The organism is Olsenella uli, from assembly GCF_016900775.1.
Lineage (GTDB): Bacteria > Actinomycetota > Coriobacteriia > Coriobacteriales > Atopobiaceae > Thermophilibacter > Thermophilibacter uli_A.
On the sequence record NZ_JACJKN010000010.1, the window covers coordinates 61,574 to 84,951 of the forward strand.

Below are 23,378 nucleotides of genomic sequence, written 5' to 3' on the forward strand. Positions count from 1 at the left end.
CAACAGCGCGCCGGGCGAGAAGAACCTCCCGCCGCTACTCCTCCGCCTCGTCGTCGCCACCGATCTCCTCCAGCACGCCGAGCGCGGCGGGCATGACCTCCTCCTCCGTGCGGTGGAAGGGGTAGGCCACCTTGTGCGTCTTAGGGTAGACGAGGGCGCCGCGCTCCTTGAGCCGCAGCGCCACGGGACGCGGCACCTCGATGCCCAGGTAGAGAAGCCGCCCGTTGGACAGCGCAACGGAGGAGCACCCCAGCCGCTGCGCGCGGATGCGCACGCGGGCGCGGTCGAAGAGGTTGCGCCCCGCCAGCGGCAGCGCGCCGAAGTCCTTCTCGCACTCCTCCTGCAGCGCGTCGATCTCCGCCAGGTCCACGGCCGCCGCCAGGCGGCGGTACACGAGCACGCGCTTGTCCACGTCGGGCAGGTACTCCTCGGCCAGGAAGAAGTCAGCCGGCAGGTTGATCGTGACCTCGGCCTGCTCCACGTCGCGTGTCTCGCCGCGCGCCTCGGCCACGGCCTCGCCGAGCATCTGCGTGAAGAGGTCAAAGCCCACGCTGGAGAGGTTGCCGTGCTGCTCGGCGCCCATGAGCGAGCCCGCGCCGCGGATCTCCAGGTCGCGCATCGCGATCTTCATGCCGCTGCCCAGGTCCTGGTACTCGTTGATCGCCGTGAGGCGGTCGGTGGCCTCGGGCGTAAGGGGCTGCTCCGCCGGGAACATGAAGTAGGCAAAGGCCTGCATGCGCCCGCGGCCCACGCGACCCTTGAGCTGGTAGAGCTGCGCCAGGCCCAGCCGCTGGGAGTCCTCGATGATGAGCGTGTTGGTGTGCGGGTTGTCGATGCCGCTCTCGATGATCGTGGTGGCCACCAGAACGTCGACCTCGTGCTCCTGGAACTGCAGCATCACGTCCTCGACCTCGCGGGCGCTCATCTTGCCGTGCGCCACGCCGATGCGGGCCTCCGGCGCCGCCTCGCGCACGCGCTCCACCGCGTCGTCGATCGTGTGGACGCGGTTGGACACGTAGTAGACCTGGCCGTGCCGCGCGAGCTCGTCGCGGATCGCCGCGCTCACCACGTCGGGGTCCCACTCCCCCACCGTCACCTTGACCGGCAGGCGGCCGGGCGGCGGCGTCATGATGAGGCTCATGTCGCGCACCCCGCTCATGGCCATCTGCATGGTGCGCGGGATGGGCGTGGCCGAGAGCGTGAGCACGTCCACCTGCTCGCGCATGTTCTTGAGCTGCTCCTTGTGCTGCACGCCAAAGCGCTGTTCCTCGTCGATGATAACGAGCCCCAGGTCATAGGGGTTAACGTCGGCCGAGAGCAGCCGGTGCGTGCCGATGAGCACGTCCACCGAGCCGTCCGCAAAGCCCTCGAGCGCGTGGCGCTGCTGGGCGGGCGTCACAAAGCGCGAGAGCACGGCCACCTTGAGGTCAAAGGGCGCAAAGCGCGAGAAGAACGTCTCAAAGTGCTGCTGCGCCAGGATGGTGGTGGGGCAGAGCACCATGACCTGCTTGGCGTCCTGGCAGCACTTGAAGGCCGCGCGCAGGGCGACCTCGGTCTTGCCAAAGCCCACGTCGCCGCAGAGCAGCCGGTCCATCGGGCGGCGCGCCTCCATGTCCGCCTTGATGTCGGCGATGGCGGAGCGCTGGTCGGGCGTGAGCTCGTAGGCAAAGCTCGCCTCCATCTCCTCCTGGACGGGCGTGTCCTGCGAGAACGCGTAGCCGGGCACGGAGCTGCGGCGCGTGTAGAGGTCCACCAGGTCAAAGGCGAGCTTCTTGGCCGAGCGGCGCGCACGCCCCGTGGCGCGGGACCAGTCGGCCGTGTTGAGGCGCGTGAGGCGCGGGCTCGCGCCGTCCGGGCCCACGTAGCGCGTGATGCGGTCAACCTGCTCGAAGGGCACGAAGAGCTTGTCGCCGCCGGCGTACTCCAGCAGGAAGTAGTCGCGCTCGCGGCCGGCCACCTCCTGGCGCACGATCTCCGAGAAGAGCGCGATGCCGTGCGTGGCGTGGACGACGTAGTCCCCGGGCTTGAAGGGGAAGGTCACGCTCGTGGGGTCCACGCGGCGGGCGCGGCGGCGGTTCTTGGCCGTGCGCGCCGTGAGGTCGGAGACCGAGAAGACCGCGAGCCCCGCCGTGGGGATCACGATGCCCGCCGGCACCGGCGCGTCGATGAACGTGACGCGCCCGCGCTCGAGGGGCGGGACCTGCGGGTCGTTGTTCTCGGCGGAGGTTCCGAGCGACTCCACCACCGGGACGGACTCGTCGGTGAAGCGCAGCTCCAGGGCCTCGCGCGCCGCGCGGTCCGGCACGGCGAAGAGCACCGAGGCCCTATCGTCCACGAGCTGGCGCACGCGTCCCATGAGCTTGGCGTCAGAGCCCGCGATCTGCGGCTGGCGCACGGCGAGCTCGGCCGTGGCCGCGCCCGTGCCCGCCCGCAGGATGGACGAGAAGGACAGGCGCTGCTGGCTGCCGAAATCCATCTCCCGCGGCGCGGTGTAGAGGCCGTCCAGCGAGACGTGTGCGGCGCCCGCCGCCACGGAGATCTCGTCGTAGGCGCGCATGCAGTCGTCGAAGAGGGCGCGCGGCTCGGCCAGGACCACGAGGGCGTCCGCGCCCATGTGCTCGAGCGGGCTGGCGGTGCCGCCGTAGAGCGCCGGCAGATAGCGATCGAGCGCCGGGTCCGCCGCGCGCTGCCGAATGAGCTCGAGGTCCGCGGCTATCTTGCCGTTGTCCTGCGCGCGGTTGTAGAGCGCGCGCTCGGCGCGGGCCACGGTCTCGTCGGTGAAGGCAAGCTCGCGGCAGGGCGAGACCGTCACCTCGGAGAGCTCGCCGATGGTCTGGCCCGTGGAGGGGACCATGCGGCGCACGCGGTCGATCTCGTCGCCGAAGAACTCCAGGCGCACCGGGCTCGTTGCCTGCGCGGGGAAGACGTCCACCGCGTCGCCGTGCACGTGGAAGGTGCCGGGCGCGTCCACGTCCCCGGCGTCGGTGTAGCCCATGCCCACGAGCAGCGCCGGAACGTCCTCAAAGGGGACCTCCTCCCCCACCGCAAAGGTGCTCGAGGCGAAGTAGCCCGAGCCCCTCGGCGGCACGCGGCGCAGCAGGGCGTGCGCCGAGGCCACCACGACGCACCTCTCGCCCTCGGCGAGGCGCGCGACGGCGCGGCAGCGCGCGCCGATCACGGCGTCGTCCGGCGCGGCGTCAGACCACGGGCGGTCCCGGCGCTCCGGGTAGCGGCAGACCGCGTCCTGCCCGAGCCACGCGGCGAGCGCGCGGGCCGCGCGGTCGGCGGCCTCCTCGCCCGAGACCACGAAGAGGCACGGGCGCGGGTCGCGTGCCCAGAGGGCCGCGAGCACGAGCGGACGGGCCGACTGCGCCACGGCGAGCGTGGCGTCCCGCCCGGCGTTGAGCTCGCGCAGGAGCGGCTCGAGCTCGGGCGCGGAGAGGAGCTTGCGGGAGACGCGATCAATCAGCATGGGATTCCCTACATGAGGACGCGCCGGCCCCGGGCTCGGGGTCGGTGTGAGGCGGCTTGGTTTTCCCGGCTATTGTACCCGCGCGGGCGTGCGTACACAGGTTCTTCTCGCCCGGCGCCGGTCCTCCGCCCTGGGATGTCGCCGTAGCCCCGCAGGGTCGCCGTGCGGGGCTACGGCGACACTTCCCTGGCGCGAAACGTCGCGAGGCCCCCGCACGATTCTGATGCAGGGGGCTTGGCGACACTTCCCCACCCTAGAACGTCGCGAAGCCCCCGCGCGGCTGCCGAGCGGGGGTGAGGCGACATCCTGCGGCCACAGAACGTCGCGAAGCCCCGCGGAGTTACTGTGCGGGGGCTTGGCGGCGTTTCTGCGGCGTGGGCGTGCAGGGGGCCGCACGCGCTATCGGCCGGACTCCTCCGCGAGCTCGGAGAGCCGCGCGCCCGCGGCCTCCACGAGCTCGGCGTCCGCGAACCAGCGCCAGCCGCCCGCGATGCCGGGCACGTTGAGGCGCGCCTCGTCACCGAGGCCGAGCACGTCCTGGAGCGGCACGATGGCCACGTCGGCCGCAGACGCCAGCGCACGGCGCAGGATGGAGTCCGCAAGCTCGACGGCATCCTCCCCCGTGGCGCCAAAGCGGCTCTCGCAGAAGCCCACGAGCGTCTGGTTGTCGTGCGTGCCGGTGTAGACCACGGTCTCCGGGCGCGGCTCGTAGGCCTCGCGGACGTCGCCGTCGAAGAACTGGACCACGTCCATCCCCGCAAAGCCGGTCGAGCTCATGAGCGCGCGGACCGCCGGCGTGATGGCGCCGAGGTCCTCTGCGATGAACGGCAGCGGGCCAAACTGGCGGCGCGCCGCCTCGAAGAGCTCAGCGCCCGGGCCAAAGGCAAAGGAGCCCTCGCTCGCGGGCTTGCCGGACGGCACCGAGAAGTACGACGAGAACCCGATGAAGTGATCGAGCCGCACGTAGTCGTAGAGCGCGAGCATCCGGCTGAAGCGGCGCAGCCACCAGCCGTAGTTCTGCTCGCGCAGCATGTCCCAGCGGTACGTGGGGTTGCCCCACACCTGGCCCTCGGGCGCGAAGGCGTCGCCGGGAGCGCCGGCCTGGCGGCGGGCGTGGCCGGACTCGTCGAGGTCGAAGAGGTCGGGCTCGCTCCAGACGTCGGCGGAGTCGCCTGAGACGTACATGGGCATGTCACCGATGATCTGGACGCCGCGGGCGTGCGCGTAGTCGAGCAGGTCGCGCCACTCGCAGTCGAAGGCGTACTGCAGGCGGCGGTGGTTCTCCACGGCGGCGGCGATGCGCGGGTTGCGCGTGAGCGCCGGGCTGTAGTGGCGGTAGCGCGCGGGCCAGCTCTGCCACGGCCCCTCGCCGAAGAGCTCCTTGATGGCGCGGAAGGTGGCGTAGGGGGTGAGCCAGTAGTCGTTGTCATGGCAGAACTCGAGGTAGTCCTCGGAGGCGCCGATCTTCTCGAGGCTCGTGAGCGTTGTCGCCACGTCCTTCTCGAGAAGGTCCGTGTTGCCCGCGAAGGCCGAGACGCCCGCGTAGGGCGACCCGTACTCGTCCGTGGGGTTCACAGGGAGCACCTGCCAGTAGGTCTGGCCGTGCTCGGCGAGCCAGTCCACGAAGCGGCGGGCCGGCGCGCCGAGGGTGCCGGGCTTGCCGTCGTTGGGGACGGAGGTGATGTGGCAGAGCACGCCCATGCCCCGCTCGAGCGGGAGCTGGAGGCGCTGCGTCTTGTGGAAGTGCAGGACCGCCGTGCCGAGCGGCCACAGGAAGGTGGACGCCTGGCCGCCCTCGACCTTGGGGGCCTGGCCGGACACCACGTCCGTGACGAGGTCGCCCACCATGGGGACCTTGGCGTCATGCGCCTCGGAGAGGCTCGCGTTGACGAGCACGCACACGCTCTCGTCCGCGCCCGTGCGCCAGAAGCCAAAGACGTCGTCCCCAAACGAGAAGGGCTCGAACTCGCCGTCCACGAGCACGGGGAGCGTGCGACGGATGGCGATGGCGTTGCGATAGGTCTGCCGGCAGTCGGCGTGCCCGCGGCTGCCGTCCCACGGGAAGCTCGCGCGGCAGTACGGGTCGCGCAGCCCCTCGAGGCCGAGCTCGTCTCCGTAGTAGACGCAGGGCACGCCCGGCAGCGTCATCTGCAGGAGCGCGGCCACCCACAGGCGCGCCTTCGCGAGGCCCACCTGGTCGTCAGCAAGGTGCCAGCCCGCACGCTCGCCCTCCGGGATGGAGTCCGGGTCGGGCGCGCCGCCGAGCACGGTGAAGAGGCGCTCGCGGTCGTGGCTGCCGAGCAGGTTGAGGGCGGAGTAGAAATTGTCGCGCGGGTAGTTCTCCCGCAGCTGCTCGAGGCGCGCGGCCAGCTCCGGAGCGCCGATCTCGCCCCTCAGGAAGGCGAGGACCCCGGTGCGGAACGGGTAGTTCATCGTGCCGTCGAGCTCCTTGCCCTGGAAGTACTGGCGGAGCTTGCCGTAGGCGAGCTTGTTGGAGGCGTCCTCCCAGACCTCGCCGATGAGCACGCCGTCCGGGCGCTCCATGACGAGCGCGCGCTTGATGTCGGCGATGAACTCGTCCGAGAGCTCGTCGGCCACGTCGAGGCGCCAGCCGCGCGCGCCGGCGCGCAGCCACTTGCGCACCACGCCGTGCCGACCGCAGATGAGCTCGTGGTACTCGGGGTTGTCCTCGTTGAGCGCCGGCAGGTCGCCGTTGCCCCACCAGCCCGCGTAGGTGCCGTCCTCGTTGAAGAAGTACCAGTCGCGGTAGGGGGAGTCCGGGCTCTGGTACGCACCGAGCTCGGGATAGTTCCCGTAGGAGTTGAAGTAGCGCGAGTCCTGGCCGGAGTGGTTGAAGACGCCGTCCAGGATGACGGAGATGCCGTGGTCCTCGGCGTCAAGGCACAGGGCGCTGAAGTCCTGCTCGGTGCCCAGCAGGGGGTCGATGGCAAGATAGTCCGCCGTGTCGTAGCGGTGGTTGGAGGAGGCCTCGAAGATGGGGTTCAGGTAGATGGCGGTCACGCCGAGGTCCTCGAGGTACTCGAGCTTCTCGCGGATGCCCTCGAGGGTGCCGCCGTAGAAGTCCCACACGGCGATGCCGCCCTCCGGCGTGCGCTCGTAGTCCACGGGCGTGTCCCAGTCCACGAGCCGGTGCCCCGGCCCCTTGCGCGGGCGCTCGAGCGTCTTGGCCCGCTCCTGCCAGTCCTCCCCGCGCGCAAAGCGGTCGGGGAAGATCTGGTAGACCACCGCGTTGCGGTACCAGCTGGGCTGCTCCTTGCGCGGCACGAAGACCGTGATCTGGAACGACGGGGGGTCGCCGTAGGCAAAGGCGCCCTCGCCCGTGGTCCAGCCCGGCTTGGCGCCGTAGCGCCAGACCGAGCCATCCTTGGCCTCGATGTCAAAGCTGTACCAGACCACGCCGGTCTCGGCCGGGCGGTAGTTTGCCGAGAAGCGCAGGCAGTCCCCCACGATCGAGCCGTGCATCTCGATCAGCTCCTCGCCGTGGGCGTCCGTCCAGACGCGCAGCGTGCAGAAGACGACGTCGTCCCCCCACACGTCTATGGACAGCGAAACGGTGCCGCCCAGCTGGACGGCACCGAACGGACTTCTGTACTCCAAATCGGAAGTGACGTGACGTGCCTTCAAACTTACCTGTCTCTCCGCTTGTTGTACCGAATGATCTCCGGGTGGAGGTCATGGTAGATGTCCATGTAGTCGTTCGCGGCGCGGCGCCAGCTGAAGTCTGTCGCCATGGCCTGCTGCATCAGGTTAGACCAAGCATCAGAATCGGTCCAGAAGATCTCGCAGGCGCCGAGCAGGGTGTCGGCCATCTCGTCGCCGTTCATGTTGGCGAACGAGAAGCCCGTGCCCTCGCCGGTGTACTTGTTGTACGGGATGACCGAGTCGCGCAGGCCGCCCGTCTCGCGCACCACGGGAAGCGTGCCGTAGCGCATGGCGATCATCTGGGACAGGCCGCAGGGCTCGAACTCGGACGGCATGAGCAGCAGGTCGCCGCCGGCGTACATGCGGTGCGAGAGCGCGTTGTCAAACGCGATGCGCGCGCACATCTGGCCGGGGTACTTGGCGTCGAAGTAGCGGAACGCGTCCTCGTGGTCCTTGTCGCCCGTGCCGAGGATGGCAACCTGGACGCCGCGCTGCATGAGGTGGTCCATCGCGTAGCGGACGAGGCCGAGCCCCTTCTGGTCCGTGAGGCGGCCGATGGAGACCACGAGCGGGCGCGTGGGGTCCTGGGCCAGGCCCAGCTCCTCCTGGAGGGCGCGCTTGCACTCGGCCTTGTTCTCGATCTCCTTGGCGGAGTAGTTCGCCGGGATCATCGGGTCCGTCGTGGGGTTCCAGATGGACTGGTCGATGCCGTTGAGGATGCCGCGCAGCTGCCCGGCGCGACGGCGGAAGATGTCGTCGAGGCCCTCGCCGTAGAACGGCATCTGCAGCTCGTAGGCGTAGCTCGGGCTCACCGTGGTGAGGAAGTCCGTGTAGAGCAGGGCGCCTTTCATGAAGTTGATGGAGCGCTCGTCGCAGCGGAGCTGGTCGCGGGCGGCCGGGATGTGGGCGAGGCCGAGCACCTGCTCGAGCATCTCGTCGCTGTACTGGCCCTGGAACTTGACGTTGTGGATCGTGAAGACCGTCTTCACGTTGGCGCACTGCGGGACGTCCTGGTAGAACTCGCGCAGGAACACGCAGCAGAGCGCGGTCTGCCAGTCGTTGCAGTGCAGGACGTCGCACTCGAGCTCGGGCACCTTGGCGATGGCCTCGCAGATGGCCTTCGAGAAGAACGCGAAGCGCTCGCCGTCGTCGAAGTAGCCATAGAGGCTGTCACGCTTGAAGTAGGCCTCGTTGTCGATGAAGTAGAAGTCGAGGTCCTGCATCGTGAGCTTCTCGATGCCGCAGTACTCGTTGCGCCAGGCGAGCGGCACGTAGAACTCCGTCACGTGCTTCATCTGGTCGAGGTACTCCTGCGGGATGGTGGAGTACTTGGGCAGGATGACGGCGACGCGGGCGCCGGCGTGCTTGAGGGCGCGGGGAAGGGAGCCGGCGACGTCCCCGAGGCCGCCCGACTTGGCAAACGGGACGGCCTCGGAAGACGCGAAGAGCACCCTCAACTTCCTGCGCTTGGCATTGGTTGACACGGTGGTTCTCCCTCGGTACTAGTCGCGAGACTTCTCCTTGATGAGCACGTCCTCAGGGGTGCCCCTGAGCTCGGTGCCGGCGGGGACGACGTTGGCGCGGTCCACGATCGCGTTCTCGACGCGCGCGCCGCTCTTGACGACGCAGCCCTGCATCACGATCGAGTTGCGCACGGTGGCGCCGGCCTCGATGATGACGTTGCGGCCGAGGATCGTGTCGCTCACGCTGCCGTAGATGCGGTCGCCGGAGGAGACGGCCGAGTTGAGCACGTGGGAGCCGACCTCGAACTTGGCGGGCGGGGTGTCGTGCGTCTTGGTCTTGACGGTGCGGTCGTCGGGGAAGAGCTCGGCAGTGATGCGCGGGTCGAGCAGGTCCATGTTGGCGCGGAAGTAGGAGCGCTTGTTGAAGATCGGCGCGACGTAGCCGTCGTACTCGTAGGTGCGCACGTTCACGCGGCCGAAGTCGCCGGACATGGCCTCGAAGAGGTCGAGGTAGTCCGTCGGGCCGTACCAGTCGAACATGTCGAGCAAAAGCTGGCGGTTGATGACAAAGCAGTCGAGGAACATCGTCTCGCCGAAGTTGGCGCCGTGGTGCACGCTGCAGACGCGGCCGTCCTCGACGTCGAAGGCGGTGACGTCGGGGTCCTTCTCGGAGGCGGTCTTGACGATCACCGTGATGTCGGCGCCGGACTCCTTGTGGGCGTCATAGACCTTGTTGAGGTCCGCGTTGAACACGAAGTTGGCCGTGGAGAAGAACACGGCGTCAGAGGTGCTGCGGGTGAAGTAGGCCTTGTTGTGGACGAGGTCACGCAGCAGGAAGCGGGCGCCGGTGCGGGAGGTGCCGAAGGCGGAGCCGGGCAGGATGAACAGGCCGCCGTTCTTGCGGTCGAGGTCCCAGTCCTTGCCGGAGCCCACGTGGTCGATGATGGAGCGGTAGTTGTACGGCATGACCATGCCGACGGTGCGGATGCCGCAGTTCACCATGTTGGAGAGGGCAAAGTCGACGAGGCGGTAGCGGCCGAAGTACGGCAGCGAGGCCACGGGGCGGCTCTCGGTGAGCGCGGTCGACTCCTTTGCGGAGTAGTTGCAGGTGATAAGGCCGATGACCTTCTCCATGATTAGTTCTCCCCCTTTCCGACCACGACGTCGTTGCCGATGACGGCGGTGTCCTTCGTCTGGTCGACGCTGCCGACGCTAACGTTGTCCTCCACGACGGAGTTCTCGCCGAGGATGGCGCGCACGACGTGGGCGCCGTCCTTGACCTTCGCGCCCGGGAGCAGCACCGAGTCGATGACCGTCGCGCGCTCGCCGACGTAGGCGTCGGTCGAGAGGATCGAGTGCTTGGCGGTGCCGTAGACCTGGCAGCCGTTGGACACGAGGCAGTCGTCGATGGTGGCGTCCTTGCCCACGAACGCGGGCGGGCGGGTGGACGAGTTGCTCATGATGGGGAACTCGTTGCTGAAGATGTCGAAGGCGGGGTTGGGCCCGAGGAGGTCCATGCTCGTCTCGTGGTAGCTCGAGATGGTGCCGACGTCACGCCAGAAGCCCTCGAACTTGTAGGTGAACAGGCGCTTGCCGGCCTCGAGGAGCTTGGGGATGATGTCGCCGCCGAAGTCGTGGCTGGAGTTCTTGTCGTTGGCGTCCTCCTTCAGCGTCTCCACGAGCAGGTCGGCGTTGAAGATGTAGATGCCCATCGAGGCGAGGTTTGAGTCGGGCTTCTTGGGCTTCTCGGAGAACTTGGTGATGCGGCCGTCCTCCTCGGCGGTCAGGATGCCAAAGCGGGAGGCCTCCTCCCAGGGCACGGGCATGACCGCGATGGTGAGGTCGGCGTCGTTCTTCTTGTGGGACTCGAGCATGTCGTCGTAGTCCATGCGGTAGAGCTGGTCGCCGGACAGGATGAGGACGTACTCGGGGTCGTTGGTCTCGATGTAGCCGAGGTTCTGGGTGACGGCGTCGGCCGTGCCCTCGTACCAGGCGCCACCGGTCTGGGTCGCGTAGGGCGGGAGGATGGAGACGCCGCCGCCGCGCTCGTCGAGGTTCCACGCCTCGCCCGTCCCGATGTAGCTGTGCAGCAGGTACGGACGGTACTGCGTGAGGACGCCCACCGTCGTGATACCCGAGTTGGCGCAGTTCGAGAGGGCAAAGTCGATGATGCGGAACTTCCCGCCGAAGGAAACCGCCGGCTTTGCGACGTTGCTCGTCAGCGCACCGAGCCTGCTGCCCTGACCGCCTGCCAGGAGCATTGCGATGCACTCTTTCTTACTCATACCCCCACTCCTTTCGACAACCAGACGCGGGGGCCGCGGAGGGCCCCCGCACGTAAGCCTAAATGTGCCAGATGTCCGCCATGTACTCACGGATAGTTCGGTCAGAAGAGAAATATCCGGCCTTGGCGGTATTGTGGAGCGCCGACTTGTTCCATGCGCGGCGGTCTCCGTAGGCGCCGGTGAGCTCCTCCCAGGCCTGGACGTAGGCGTGGAAGTCGCGCAGGACCAGGTCCGGGTCGTTGTCAACCATCAGGTAGTCGTGGATGCTGTCGAAGTTGCCCGAGAGGCGCGCGAGCGTGCCGTCGGTCAGCATGTCCACGATGCGGCCGATGCGGTCGCGGTCGCTGTTGTACATGTCCCACGCGTAGTAGCGGCCGGAGGCGCGCAGGGCCTCCACCTCGTCGGCGTGCAGGCCGAAGATCTTGATGTTCTCGGGACCCACGAGCTCGGAGATCTCGATGTTGGCGCCGTCGAGGGTGCCGAGCGTGATGGCCGCGTTCATCATGAGCTTCATGTTGGAGGTGCCGGAGGCCTCGGCGCCGGCCACGCTGATCTGCTCGGAGATCTCCGCCGCGGAGTAGATGAGCTGCGCGTTGGAGACCGCGAAGTTGGGCACGAAGGCCACCTTGATCTTGTCGTTCACGCGCTCGTCGTTGTTGATGACGTCGGCGACCGAGTTGATGAGGCGGATGACCTCCTTGGCGAAGGTGTAGCTCTGGGCCGCCTTGCCGGAGAAGATGAAGGCCGTCGGGCGCGGGCTCCAGGACGGGTCCTTGAGCATGCGGTTGTAGACGTCGAGCACCTTGAAGACGTTCAGGAGCTGGCGCTTGTAGGCGTGGAAGCGCTTGACCTGCACGTCGAAGACCATGTTGGTGTCAAGCTCGACGCCCGAGGTCTCCTTGATGTAGGCGGCCAGACGCTCCTTGTCGGCCTTCTTGGCGGCCTCCATGCCATCGAGGAAGGAGGCATCCTCCTCGAAGGGCAGGAGCTTCTCGAGCTCCATGGCGTCGTCCATCCAGCCGTCGCCGATGGCGTCGGTGATGAGCTTGGCGTAGGCCGGGTTGGCCTCGCCGAGGAAGCGGCGGTGCGTCACGCCGTTGGTCTTGTTGTTGAAGTAGTGCGGCACCATCTCGTAGAACTCGTGGAACACGCTGTCCTTGAGGATCTGCGTGTGCAGCGCGGAGACGCCGTTCACCGAGTGCGAGAAGATGATCGAGAGGTTGGCCATGCGGACCTGGCCGTCCCAGAGGATGGCGGTCTTGCTCAGGACGTTGGTCCAGTTGCCCTCGTTGGGCGAGAGGTGGTTGGCCAGGCTCTCGCGGTAGCGGCGGTCGACCTCGTCGATGAACATGTAGAGGCGCGGCAGGAGGTTGCGGAAGGTGTTGATGGGCCACTTCTCCAGCGCCTCGGGCATGACGGTGTGGTTGGTGAAGGAGATGGTCTGCTTGCAGATCTTGTAGGCCTCCTCAAAGCCCACGCCCTTCTCGTCAACGAGGATGCGCATGAGCTCGGGGCCGCACATGGCGGGGTGCGTGTCGTTGGTGTGGACGCACACGTGCTCGCCGAGGTGCTCCCAGTCGGGGCCGAACTCGCGCTCGTAGGTGCGCAGGATCGTCTGCAGGCCGGCGGAGACGAAGAGGTACTCCTGCTTGAGGCGCAGCATCCGGCCGTGCTCACCGGCATCGTTGGGGTAGAGGATCGTGGAGATGGCCTCCACGTCGGAGCGGAACTTGTTGGCGCGCGCGTAGTCGCCGGCGTTGAAGGCGTCGAGGTCGAAGTCCTCGGTGTAGGGCTCGGCCGACCACAGGCGCAGCTTGTTCACGACCTTGCCGCCGTAGCCGATGATGGGCACGTCATACGGCACGGCGCGGACGACCTCGCCGCCCTCCTGGGTGAACCAGAATTGGCCGTTCTCCTCGTGGCGGACGACCTGCCCGCCAAAGCGCACGAGCACGGCGCTGCCGTCCTTGCGGGTCTCCCACGGGAAGCCGCCCGCGAGCCAGTTGTCCGTGCGCTCGACCTGACGGCCGCCCTCGATGTACTGGCGGAAGAGGCCGTAGCGGTAGCGCATGCCGTTGCCGTAGCCGGCGATGCCCTCGTGGGCCATGGAGTCGAGGAAGCACGCGGCCAGACGGCCCAGGCCGCCGTTGCCCAGGCCCGGGTCGACCTCCTCGCGGCAGAGGGTCTCGAGGTCGGAGCCCATGGACTCGACGCCCTTGGCGACGAGATCACGAATGCCAAAGTTGATCATGTAGTTGTCGAGCAGGGGACCGAGGAGGAACTCGAGGGAGAAGTAGTAGACCTTCTTGGCTCCCTTGGGGTGGGACTCCGGGAAGATGGCGCGTCCCTTGTTGGCGATGAGCTCGGCGAGGGCATAGAAGCGCTCGTGGTCGGCCAGGCCCTCAAAGGGGGTGCCGTAGCGCGCCACGCACGCCTCGCGGTACTGCTCGACGAAGTCCTGCTCGTTCTCAAAGATCTTGTTGTCAGTCAAAGCCTCTCCTAGCGTCGGGCGACAAGAACTCGGGGGCGCGCGGGACGTGCCCGCACGAGGGCGGCGGCTGTCGCTTGGCCGTCACCCGTCTGGGGCCACCCCCTCGGGTGGCCCCATAAAAGTTTACTCCGCCTTCGTTGTTTTTCTAGCGGCGGGCTTCTTCGATGACGCCGTCTTTACCGGAGACGTCGCCTTCTTGGCCGCGGGCTTCTTGGCGGGCGCCTTCTTCGGCGCCGCCTTCGCGGTGGTCTTCGCGGCCGCCTTCGCCGCGGCGGGCTTCTTCTTGGCCGGGCGGCGCAGGGTGCCCGTCTTCTTGAGGATCATGCCGCCGAGCGGCGGGACGCGCACCACGACAGACTGCTCGCGGCCGTTCCACGGCTCGTCCTGGCACTTGAGCTTGCCGGTGTTGATGACGCCGGAGCCGCCGTAGCGCTCGTCGTCGGAGTTGAAGAGCTCCTCGTAGACGCCCCACTCCGGGACGCCCATGCGGAAGTCCTCGCGCGCGTTGACGTCGAAGTTGATGAGGATGACGAGCTCGTCGCCGGGCTTGTCGCCGCGGCGGATGAACGTGATGATCGACTGGTCGGCGTTGTCCGCGTCGATCCACTCGAAGCCCTCGGAGGCGAAGGCGCACTGCCAGAGGGCGGTGTGCTCGTTGTAGAAGCGGTTGAGGTCGCGGACGAACTGCTGCTGGTGGCGGTGCGTCTCGTACTGCTCGGCGAGGAAGTACTGAATGCCCTCGTAGTAGCGCCACTCGATGAACTGGGCAATCTCGTTGCCCATGAAGTTGAGCTTGCCGCCGGGGTGCGTGACCTGGTAGAACGCGAGCGCCCGCATGCCCGCGAACTGGCGCCAGTAGTCGCCGGGCATGCGCGTGATGAGCGAGCACTTGCCGTTGACGACCTCGTCGTGGGAGAGCGGCAGGATGAAGTTCTCGTTGAACTGGTACATGGAGGAGAACGTCAGCATGCGGTAGTTGCCCGGGCGCCACGGGAAGTCGGTCTGCATGTAGTGCAGGGTGTCGTTCATCCAGCCCATGTCCCACTTGAAGTGGAAGCCGAGGCCGCCGTCCTCGGGCGGGTACGTCACGAGCGGCCAGGCCGTGGACTCCTCGGCGATCATCATGACGTCGGGGTGGAGCGTGCCCATGACCTCGTTGGTCTGGCGGATGAAGGCGGAGGCGTCGAGGTCCTCCTCGGTGCCCTTCTCGTTGAAGCGCTTCTGGCCCGGGTCGTCGATGCCGAAGTTCATGTAGAGCATCGAGGAGACGCCGTCCATGCGGATGCCGTCGGCGTGGAAGAGGTCGGCCCAGAAGAGCGCGTTGGAGACGAGGAAGCTGCGGACCTCGCCGCGCGAGTAGTCAAACTGGTGCGTGCTCCAGTTGGGGTGGATCTTGTGCTCGTAGAGCATGCCGCCGTTGAAGGTGGCAAGGCCCTGGGCGTCCGCGCAGAAGCCGCCCGGCACCCAGTCGAGGATCACGCCGATGCCCGCCTCGTGGCAGGCGTCGATGAAGTGCATAAACTGCTTGGGGTTGCCGTAGCGCGAGGTGGCGGCGTAGTAGCCGGTGGGCTGGTAGCCCCAGGAGCCGTCAAAGGGGTGCTCGTTCACGGGCATGATCTCGATGTGCGAGTAGCCCATGTCCTTGGCGTAGGCCACAAGCTCCACGGAGAGGTCGTCGTAGGAGTAGACGACGCCGCGCTGCGCGGGGAACGGGTCGCCGGGGCCCGGGTAGGTGCCGTCGGGGCGCGGCTCGCCCTGCGGCTCGTCACCGTGGCGGCGCCAGCTGCCGAGATGTACCTCGAAGATGTTGAGCGGCTCCTTGAACATGTCGCGCTTGGCGCGCGCCTTCATGTAGGCGCCGTCCGCCCAGTCATATCCGGCGAGGTCAAACGTGCGCGACGCCGTGCCGGGAATCTGCTCGGCATAGAAGCCGTACGGGTCCGCCTTGTAGAGCTTGCGGCCGTCCGCGGTCTCGATGAGGTACTTGTAGAGCGCCTCGTGGCCGATCCCGGGAATGAAGCCCTCCCAGACGCCGCCGGACTCCGTGCAGGCCAGCGGATTGGCGGCCTCGTCCCAGCCGTTGAAGTCGCCGATGACGTGCACGCTCTTGACGTCGGGGGCCCAGACGGCGAAGTGATAGCCGCTCGTCCCGGCGTCGTCCACCGCGGGGTGCGCGCCCAGCTTCTCGTAGCTCCGATACCACTTTCCGCTCGCGAGCAGGAACAGGTCGTCGTTGCTCAGATAGAGGGTGCTGTCGAGAGATTCCATGTCTCACTCCTCCGAGTCCGGTACGTCGCGCCCGCCATGCGGGCGTCCCGTCCAACGATGCGCAGACAGAACAACACTTATTCTGCGCGTTCCGTCAACCTGATGTCCATAAAAAACCCGCGAGTGAGGCCTCTGGGGCCGTGAGCACGCGCGGGTTTGGACGCTCGGCTTCCGTTGCGTCACGGAGGCGGGGCAGCGCGGGCGGGGCGGTTAGAAAGTGGCGGTCGTTGCGGAGCGGGGCGCGGGCGAGGTTAGAGGATGGCGGCCGTTGCTCCGACTGCGGCCGGGGAGTGTCCGCGATTGCCGTCTCGTCACGTCGTACTTATCGGTTTATTTTAATTTTTTTTGGACTGACAGGCCATCCGGACGTCCGGCCCCGCTTTCCGCGCGCAACCGCTCTGTTTTACTAACCGCGCTCGCGCGAGTGCGCGCAACGATCCCAAAATACTAAGCGCGCCGCCGCACACGCCCGCAACGCGCCCGGATGTCTAACGCCGCGCCCGTCGCGCGCCGCGGCCGGGACGCCTCACTGGAGCCCGTATGCCTCCACGGGCACGTCAACGCGGGCGCTCTCGTATGCGGCAAGCTCCTCGCCCTCGCGCTCGGCGGCGGCCGCGTGCACGGCGCGCCTGGCCTCGCGCTCCAGCCCCTGCCAGCTCACGCCGTCAATGAGCTCAAGTTCCTCGTAGAGCCGCTGCCGGAGCTCCCGGCGCCGGGCGCGCTCGGCAGCGCCGAGCCCAATTCTCGGAAGGCCGAGCTCCCTTCGGATGGTCTCCACGAGCCCGTCCAGGTAGGCGAGGTCCGCATACTGCTCGCGCCGCACGATGGACTCGCTCATGCTCAGGGCCTTGAGCTCGTTGGAACGGGCCGCGTCCTGGGCCGCGCGCAGCGGCCCGTCATGATGGCGCCCATGGTACTCGACCGCGCTCACCTGGCCCGTGGCGGGGTTCGACACCAGGATGTCCGGCACCCTGACGCCGCGCCGCATCCTGTCGTGAATGCGGCGCACCTCAAGGGGCTCGTTCATGGAGAGGACGTTGAGGTGGTAGCCGCCCCGGCCGGGCCTGAGCCCCAGCCTCAGGGAGAGCTTGGTCTCCCTTGGCGAGGCCGACCGCACGCAGGCCGCCTCAAGGGCACGGCGCACGCGGGCGGTGCCGGAGCGCGCGCCGAGCCTCGCCAGATGGGCGCGCGTGCGCTCCGGCGTGGTGAGGGGCTCCTCTCGCCGGAACATCCCTTCCTCGCCGTCGGGGAAGATCGCGTAGGTCCCCATGAGCTCGGAGAGAAGAACCTCGAGCTCGAGGTCCGTGAGCCGAGGGGCCATCTGGACGGCAAGCTGCTCCGGGGACGCGCAGGCAACGCCCGGGGCCACCTCGATCGCAGAGCCGGCGGGCAGCGGGGCGCGCTGGAGATGCGCCCTCACCTCACCCCGGACCCCGGGGCGCCCCTCGCTGACAAGCACCTCGAGCGGACGGGCGCACGCCGTGACGAGCGGGACGCGCCGGGCGAGCTCCTCCATCTCCTCTGTGGTGGGCGGCGCGGCCGGAGGTGGCGCGGCACAGCGCTCCCCCTTTGCGAGGCGCCCGCGCAGCTCCCATCTGCGCAGCACCTCAAGGGCGGTGGTATGTGACAGCAGGATGCTCATGGCCCCAGCCTACCTCCCCGCAAAAGGGCTGCGGGCCTCATCGGGAAAAACCTCTCCCGGCAGCTGACGCCAAGCTGACCGGTAGCGCTCAAAAGAGGACATCGGCGCAGCTAGAACGCTTGGCGAGAAGAGCCGTCCGGCCGAAAATAATTCCCCGGGACAGCCGCTCGCGGGCGCGGAGGCCACCGCTCGTCCGGAGATGGCCAAAACGCCGCACGGGCGCCCCATTGTTCCGCGCGATTCGTCGCGCCCCCAACGAGCCCGCGGGCGCCCCCGCTTAGAAAACGTGGGGCGTTGCACGCTGTGCACGCGCCACGCTTAAAGAACGGAGGCCATTGCATCGAGAGCAGTCCTGGCACAAGCTCAAACCGGCCCCGGCGGGCGCAACAACCCCGACTCCCTAAGCAGCTCCCCCAGAGCGGCCGCACTCCCGGCCCGTTCTTCTCGCCCCGCGGTGCAACGATCCCGCAATGCTAACCGCCCCCAGGCGCAAACGCGCAACAACCCCAGTCTTCTAACCCCCTCGCCCCGACAGCGGGAACGAGGGCGCAAAGGGCGTGGGACCGGGGACTGGACACGCCACCCCACCGGCGCTTCCAGTTCCCGGCGGCAGGAGCGACATGAGACGGGCGGCCCCGGGCCCCTGAGCGAGGATTCCGCTTCAGCGCATCCTCGCTCAGGGGCCCGGGGCCGCCCCTCCGACTCAGGTCAGGCGACTAACCCTAGTAGTTGAGGGCCTGCTCCTCGAAGTAGGCCTTGGGGTGGTTGCAGACGGGGCAGACCTCGGGGGCCTCGGCGCCCACGTGCAGGTGACCGCAGTTGCGGCACTTCCACACCTTGACGCCCTCACGCGCGAAGACCTCGCCCTTCTCGACGCGCTCGGCGAGCTTGAGGTAGCGCTCCTCGTGGTGCTTCTCGATCTCGCCGACCATCTTGAACTTGGCCGCGATCTCAGCGAAGCCCTCGGCCTCGGCGGTCTCGGCAAAGCCCTTGTACATGTCGGTCCACTCGTAGTTCTCGCCCGCCGCGGCGTCCTTGATGTTGGTCAGGGTGTCGGGCACCTCGCCGCCGTGGAGATACTTGAACCACAGCTTGGCGTGCTCCTTCTCGTTGCCGGAGGTCTCGGTGAAGATCGCGGCAATCTGCTCGTAGCCCTCCTTCTTGGCCTTGCTCGCGTAGTAGGCGTACTTGTTGGTGGCCTGGGACTCGCCGGCAAAGGCAGCCTCGAGGTTCTTCTTGGTCTGGGAACTCTCAAAGTCAACGGCCATTGGTACTCCTCTCCTGTCCCCGCAGGGACGCTCGACGTGCCCCGGGCCCTCCGCCCGGTATTGAGACACTGTATCACCTAGACACGCCAAATGCCATCGCCATGATGGCAGAAACCCTCCCGCTCGAGCTCGTCCAGAAGCCCGCGCACGGCGGACGCGTCTATGGCGCTTCTACCCGCCTCGAGCTCCGCGCTAACCAGCTCCTGGAAAATCGTCTCAAAGTCCGCGCCGCCGGCCGCGCCCTCGCGGTGGGCGAGAAGAACGCGCAGCAGCTCGGCGCGCTTCTGGCGGTGCGACCCCTCGAAGCGCGACTGGCGCGCGTGCGTGCGCGAGCGCCGCGAGGGGTTGGGCACGGTGCGCTTGAGGTAGGCGCCGTAGTCGAGCAGGGCGTAGTACCAGGTGCGCGGGTCGTCCTCCGGGTTGCTCGCGTCCGGCGGGCAGGTGCCCCGCACGAGCGGCACGAGCTCGCGGTCCGGCACGGACTCGGCCTCCGGGAAGAGCTCGTGGAGAAAGACGGTGCGGACGTTGGTCTCCAGGTAGACCCCGGGCAGGTCGAAGGCGAAGGCGCGGATGCCCGCCGCAGTGGCCGGCCCGATCCCGGGCAGGGCCTCGAGCGCCGCGGCCTCCGCAGGCATGACGCCGCCCGCGGCCGAGACCGCCTGCGCCGCGCGCAGGAGCGAGAGGGCCCGGCGGTTGTAGCCGAGCCCCTGCCACTCGTCCAGCACGTCGGCCGCATCCGCCGCGGCGAGCGCGCCCGCCGTGGGGAACCGCTCGAGCCATCGCTGCCAGCGGCCGTCCACGCGCGTGGTCTGGGTCTGCTGGAGCATGACCTCGGAGATCCAGATGGCGTAGGGGTCGCGCGTGCGGCGCCACGGGAGGTCGCGGTAGAGCTCGCGCCCGCGTGCGAGCACGAGGGCGCGAAACTCGTCCAGGGCGCGCCCCCCGCGGTCCGGAGCCTCGCTCACGCGGCCCCCTCGACGTGCGCCGTCTCGCGGGCCTCGTCCTCGTCCACCAGCTCGAAGGTGCCTCGGAACACGGGCGAGCGACGCTCGACCACGAGCTGGTGCAGCGTGACGGACGAGAAGAGCTGGCGCAGCATCCGCTCGGCGTTGCACCAGACGGAGGTGAAGTGGCACGCGCCGCGGCGCGGGCACGGCCCGGAGCCGGCAAGCGCGCCGGCGCAGCCGGAGACGATGATCGGGCCCTGCACCGCCTCGACGAGGTCGAGCAGGGTGGTCTCGCGCGGGTCCACGGCGAGCCGCATGCCGCCCGTGGCGCCGCGCGAGTTCTCGACGATCCCCGCGACGGCGAGGTCGTGCTGGATGGAGCGGGCAAAGGAGTACGGGATGCTGTTCTCCTTCGCCGCGGTGCGGACGGAGATGATCCCGTCCGGGTTGCTCACGAGCGCCGCGAGCATCCGCAGCGCGTAGTCCGTCTTTCTCGATATCTCCATGGTCCCTCCCCTCGGCGCCTCCCCCGCGCCGACGAACCCTACGCGTTCCAGTCGAGAATCTGCCAGCCGCGGCGCTTGGCGAGCACCTTCAGGGTCTTGCCCGGGCAGACGGCGAGCGCCTCGTCGGCGCGGGCGAGAAGGTCCTGGTCGCTGTGGTGGTCGCCGTAGGCGCGCGCCAGCTCCCAGCGCCCGACGCCCAGATGCTCGTCGCACCAGGCCGCGGCCGCGCGGTACTTCTCGGCGCCCGCCACCACGGGGCCGTCCACCGCGCCGGTGTAGTTGCCCCGCTCGTCGCGCTCCATGTGGGTGGCGGCAAAGCCGTCGAAGCCCATCCTCCCGGCCGCCGCGGCGGCGATGGCGTCGAAGGTCGCCGAGACGAGCAGGGTCACCATGCCCTCGTCGTGACAGCGCCGCACCTCCGCGAGCGCCCGCTCGCGGTAGCGCGGGACGAGCACCTTGTCATGGAAGTCCACCATGAGGGCGTCCACCTCGTTGGCGCTCCTCCCCTTGAGGGCGCCGAGGACGAGCTCGCGTGCCTCGTCCTGACGATACGGCAGGTGCAGCTTGTAGCGGATGCCCCACCAGATGAGCCTGAGCGCCCGCGAGAGGGACATCGTGCCGCTCAGGAGCAGGTACTCGGTGAAGAGCGCGCCCGACTGACCCCGGATGGAGGTCCCGTCAAAGTCGAAGACGGCAACGCGGTATGTTGGCTGCTCGGCGCTGGGCCCCATCCTCGTCCCCCTGTCAGATTCAAAACTGATGGGAATATGATACTCCGAAGTGAGCATTTGGAGATGTAAAAACCGGGTGACGGCGACGTAAGGTCCAGTGTGGTCAGACATACGAAAAAGGGGCCCCGAAGGGCCCCTCGTACGGTGCAATGGCGGGATGTAAGGGACTCGAACCCTCGACCTCCGACGTGACAGGCCGGCGCTCTAACCAGCTGAGCTAACACCCCGTTCGCCTTGCGCGGAAGTTATTCTTACATAGGTCGGCCCCTTCTGGCAAGAGGAATTTTGAAAAAAGTTTCTGCCGCGCCAGATTTTTTCAAAATGCCTGCTCAGAAGGTCGTGCGAGACAAGGGGAGCCCCCTTGCCTCGCCCGCCCCCTCCGGGCCCTACTCGAGGGCGACCTCGGTGACCGAGCCCGACGCGTCCGTCACGAACAGCGTGGTGTCGGAGAGCTCGACGGAGGTCGCCTCGCCGGAGCCCTGGACCATCGAGCCGTCAGGGCCGGCGACGTACGTGGCGGAGCCGTGGCCGCCGATCACGTAGCAGACCACGTCCCAGCCGCCGTCGCGGTTCTCGGGGACGAGCAGGGTCTCCGCGCGGCGGACCAGGGCCACGGGCGTTCCCTCCAGCTCGGCGAGAACCTCCTCGGAGCCGTCGGAGGCCGTCCTGACGAGGCCCGTGGCGCCGTCGTCAAGCTGCCTCAGGGCATAGGTGTCGCCCGCGTACGAGACGGTCCCGTCCACGCCGACCTGCTCGGAGCCGGTGTCATGCTGCGTCTGCTGCTCCTGGTACTCGAGCTCCGCCTCGGTGAGGGCGGCCTGGCCGTGCCCCTGCTGGGGCGCACTCTCTTCGGGGGCGGGGGCGAGCATCGAGGCCGCGCAGCGCCCCAGGAAGAAGACGAGCACCATGGCCGCCACCGCCGCGAGGACGAGAAGAACGACGTTCTTGCGGCTGCGCTCCGGGCCGCCGTGCGCGGAGCGGGCCTCGGGGTGGCGCTCGTAGTAGCGCTCCTCGGCGTTGCGGCGCGCGCGGCCCGCCGCCTCGGCGGCGTTGCCCCTCGTGGTGACCCGCGCGCCCTGCCCCGCCCGGATGGTGGAAATCTGGTCGGAGTCGCTCGCCAGGCGCTGGCGCGCCCCGGCGGCACGAGAGTCGCGCGCCCCTCGTGTCGAGGCCTGCGGCGCGCCGTGCGCAGGACGCCTCCTCTGTCCGTCAGCCATTGCGCTCCCCCTTAGCTAGACCTCCCGGCGCGCCTCGATGGCGCGGCCGAGGGTCACCTCGTCTGCGTACTCAAGGTCCCCGCCCACGGGCAGGCCGCTCGCCAGCCGGGTCACGCGCACGCCGAGCGGGTGGATGACCCGGGCCAGGTACGTGGCCGTGGTCTCCCCCTCGACGTCCGGGTTGGTGGCAAGGATGACCTCGTCCACGGTGCCGTCGGCAAGGCGGGCGAGCAGCTCGCGGACGTGCAGCTGCTCCGGCCCGATCTTGTCCATGGGGCTGATGACCCCACCGAGGACGTGGTAGAGGCCGCGATACGTCCCCGTGCGCTCGATGGCCGTGACGTCGCGCGGCTCCGAGACCACGCAGATGGATGCGCGGTCGCGCGTGCCGTCAGCGCAGACGTCGCAGGTCTCGCGCGTGGCATACGAGAAGCACACGGGGCAGAAGTGCACCTGCTGCTTGACGTCGAGAATCGCGGCGGCGAGCCGGCGCGCCTCCTCGACGTCCGCCTCCAGGAGGTGGTAGGCGATCCGCTGGGCGGACTTCGGCCCTATGCCGGGCAGCCTGCCGAGCTCGTCGAGCAGCCGCTGGAGCGCACGCCCGTCGTTGACCGGGTCAACCATGCCAAGGACCGCCCTAAAAGAGGCCCGGGATGTTGAGGCCGCCCGTGACGGCGCTCATCTGCTGGCTCGCCATGCGCTCGGCGGACTCGAGGGCGTCGTTCACGGCGGCGAGGATCATGTCCTGCAGCATCTCCACGTCCTCGGGGTCGAGCGCGTCCGGGTCGATGGCGAGCGAGGTCAGGCGCATGTCGCCCGTCGCCGTCACCTTGACGGCGCCGCCGCCCGCGCTCGCGGAGACCTCGGTCTCGGCGGCCTTCTGCTGCGCGGCGATGAGCTGCTCCTGCATCTTGCGGGCCTGCGCCATCATCTGGTTGCGGTTCATGCCGCCCATGTTGAATCCCTTGGCCATCGTGGCTCCTTTCGTCTCCCGGCATGCCGGGATGTCAGTCGTCGTCTCCGTCCTCCTCGGGCTCGGCCGTGAAGCCGTCGTCCGAGGCGGGGTCACCATCATAGGCGAGCTCGGCCGCGGCGTCCTCGTCGGAGGTCGTCACCGCCGGCTCCACGCTCACCTCGAGCGGCTGCCCAAACGCCTCCGCCAGCATGGAGGCGATGTCCGCGAACTCGGGCGTGAGCCCGCCCCCGCCGACAGCCCCGCCGTCGCTCCCGTCCGCTCCCCGCTCGCCGCTTTGCGGCTCGCTCGCTTCGCGAGTCGCGGCGGGAGCGACGGCGGGGCTGTCGGCGGGGGCGGGCGCCGGGTTCGACGGCGGGATCGCGGGGGCAGCGGCTTGGGCTGGGAAGGCTACCTCGGGCTCGTAGGTCTCCTCGTAGACGGTGATGTCGGCGTCTGAATAGGGGACCTGC

The 23,378-nt window shown here is 68.5% G+C and carries 15 protein-coding genes, 1 tRNA gene and 1 pseudogene; all 17 read right to left on the reverse strand.

The genetic code is table 11. The features are described 5' to 3' along the window. Positions 1-34 precede the first annotated feature (34 nt). On the reverse strand, positions 35-3,472 hold the full coding sequence (gene mfd, locus H6A23_RS07360) for a transcription-repair coupling factor (protein ID WP_204831550.1): 3,438 nt from the start codon (positions 3,470-3,472) through the stop codon (positions 35-37). A 399-nt stretch (positions 3,473-3,871) separates the two neighbouring features. Continuing rightward, on the reverse strand, positions 3,872-7,117 hold the full coding sequence (locus tag H6A23_RS07365; protein ID WP_204831551.1) for a 4-alpha-glucanotransferase: 3,246 nt from the start codon (positions 7,115-7,117) through the stop codon (positions 3,872-3,874). 2 nt (positions 7,118-7,119) lie between these two features. Then, entirely contained in the window at positions 7,120-8,619 is a 1,500-nt protein-coding gene (glgA, locus tag H6A23_RS07370) for a glycogen synthase GlgA (protein WP_204831552.1), read from the reverse strand. 18 nt (positions 8,620-8,637) lie between these two features. Next, complete coding sequence (gene glgD, locus H6A23_RS07375; protein WP_204831553.1) at positions 8,638-9,732, reverse strand: glucose-1-phosphate adenylyltransferase subunit GlgD; 1,095 nt, start codon at positions 9,730-9,732, stop codon at positions 8,638-8,640. 2 nt (positions 9,733-9,734) lie between these two features. Next, positions 9,735-10,883, reverse strand: a complete 1,149-nt coding sequence (locus H6A23_RS07380) for a glucose-1-phosphate adenylyltransferase (RefSeq protein ID WP_204831554.1) — start codon at positions 10,881-10,883, stop codon at positions 9,735-9,737. A 58-nt stretch (positions 10,884-10,941) separates the two neighbouring features. Beyond that, positions 10,942-13,374, reverse strand: coding sequence for a glycogen/starch/alpha-glucan phosphorylase (locus tag H6A23_RS07385; RefSeq protein ID WP_204831555.1), 2,433 nt, complete (start codon positions 13,372-13,374; stop codon positions 10,942-10,944). 123 nt (positions 13,375-13,497) lie between these two features. Beyond that, positions 13,498-15,642, reverse strand: coding sequence for a 1,4-alpha-glucan branching protein GlgB (glgB, locus tag H6A23_RS07390; protein WP_204831556.1), 2,145 nt, complete (start codon positions 15,640-15,642; stop codon positions 13,498-13,500). Positions 15,643-16,168: 526 nt separating this feature from the next. Then, positions 16,169-17,284 carry a hypothetical protein gene (locus H6A23_RS07395; RefSeq protein ID WP_204831557.1) on the reverse strand — a complete coding sequence of 372 codons (1,116 nt, stop codon included), beginning with the start codon at positions 17,282-17,284 and terminating at the stop codon, positions 16,169-16,171. 722 nt (positions 17,285-18,006) lie between these two features. Further along, entirely contained in the window at positions 18,007-18,552 is a 546-nt protein-coding gene (gene rbr, locus H6A23_RS07400) for a rubrerythrin (RefSeq protein WP_204831558.1), read from the reverse strand. Between the two features lie 77 nt (positions 18,553-18,629). Next, complete coding sequence (locus H6A23_RS07405; protein WP_204831559.1) at positions 18,630-19,517, reverse strand: adenine glycosylase; 888 nt, start codon at positions 19,515-19,517, stop codon at positions 18,630-18,632. Continuing rightward, entirely contained in the window at positions 19,514-20,005 is a 492-nt protein-coding gene (locus H6A23_RS07410) for an RrF2 family transcriptional regulator (RefSeq protein WP_204831560.1), read from the reverse strand. The genes H6A23_RS07405 and H6A23_RS07410 overlap by 4 nt, the downstream gene beginning before the upstream one ends. A 38-nt stretch (positions 20,006-20,043) precedes the next feature. Beyond that, positions 20,044-20,736, reverse strand: a complete 693-nt coding sequence (locus tag H6A23_RS07415; protein ID WP_204831561.1) for an HAD family hydrolase — start codon at positions 20,734-20,736, stop codon at positions 20,044-20,046. A 150-nt stretch (positions 20,737-20,886) separates the two neighbouring features. Continuing rightward, positions 20,887-20,963, reverse strand: a tRNA-Asp gene (locus H6A23_RS07420). A gap of 159 nt (positions 20,964-21,122) precedes the next feature. Continuing rightward, the gene (locus H6A23_RS07425; RefSeq protein WP_204831562.1) at positions 21,123-21,953 is read right to left on the reverse strand and encodes a hypothetical protein; all 831 of its coding nucleotides are present in this window, start codon (positions 21,951-21,953) and stop codon (positions 21,123-21,125) included. A gap of 15 nt (positions 21,954-21,968) precedes the next feature. Next, positions 21,969-22,577, reverse strand: a complete 609-nt coding sequence (recR, locus tag H6A23_RS07430) for a recombination mediator RecR (protein ID WP_204831563.1) — start codon at positions 22,575-22,577, stop codon at positions 21,969-21,971. A gap of 13 nt (positions 22,578-22,590) precedes the next feature. After that, positions 22,591-22,926 carry a YbaB/EbfC family nucleoid-associated protein gene (locus tag H6A23_RS07435; protein ID WP_204831564.1) on the reverse strand — a complete coding sequence of 112 codons (336 nt, stop codon included), beginning with the start codon at positions 22,924-22,926 and terminating at the stop codon, positions 22,591-22,593. A 34-nt stretch (positions 22,927-22,960) separates the two neighbouring features. Continuing rightward, positions 22,961-23,378 (reverse strand): annotated as a pseudogene (locus tag H6A23_RS07440) (hypothetical protein); the annotation flags it as partial.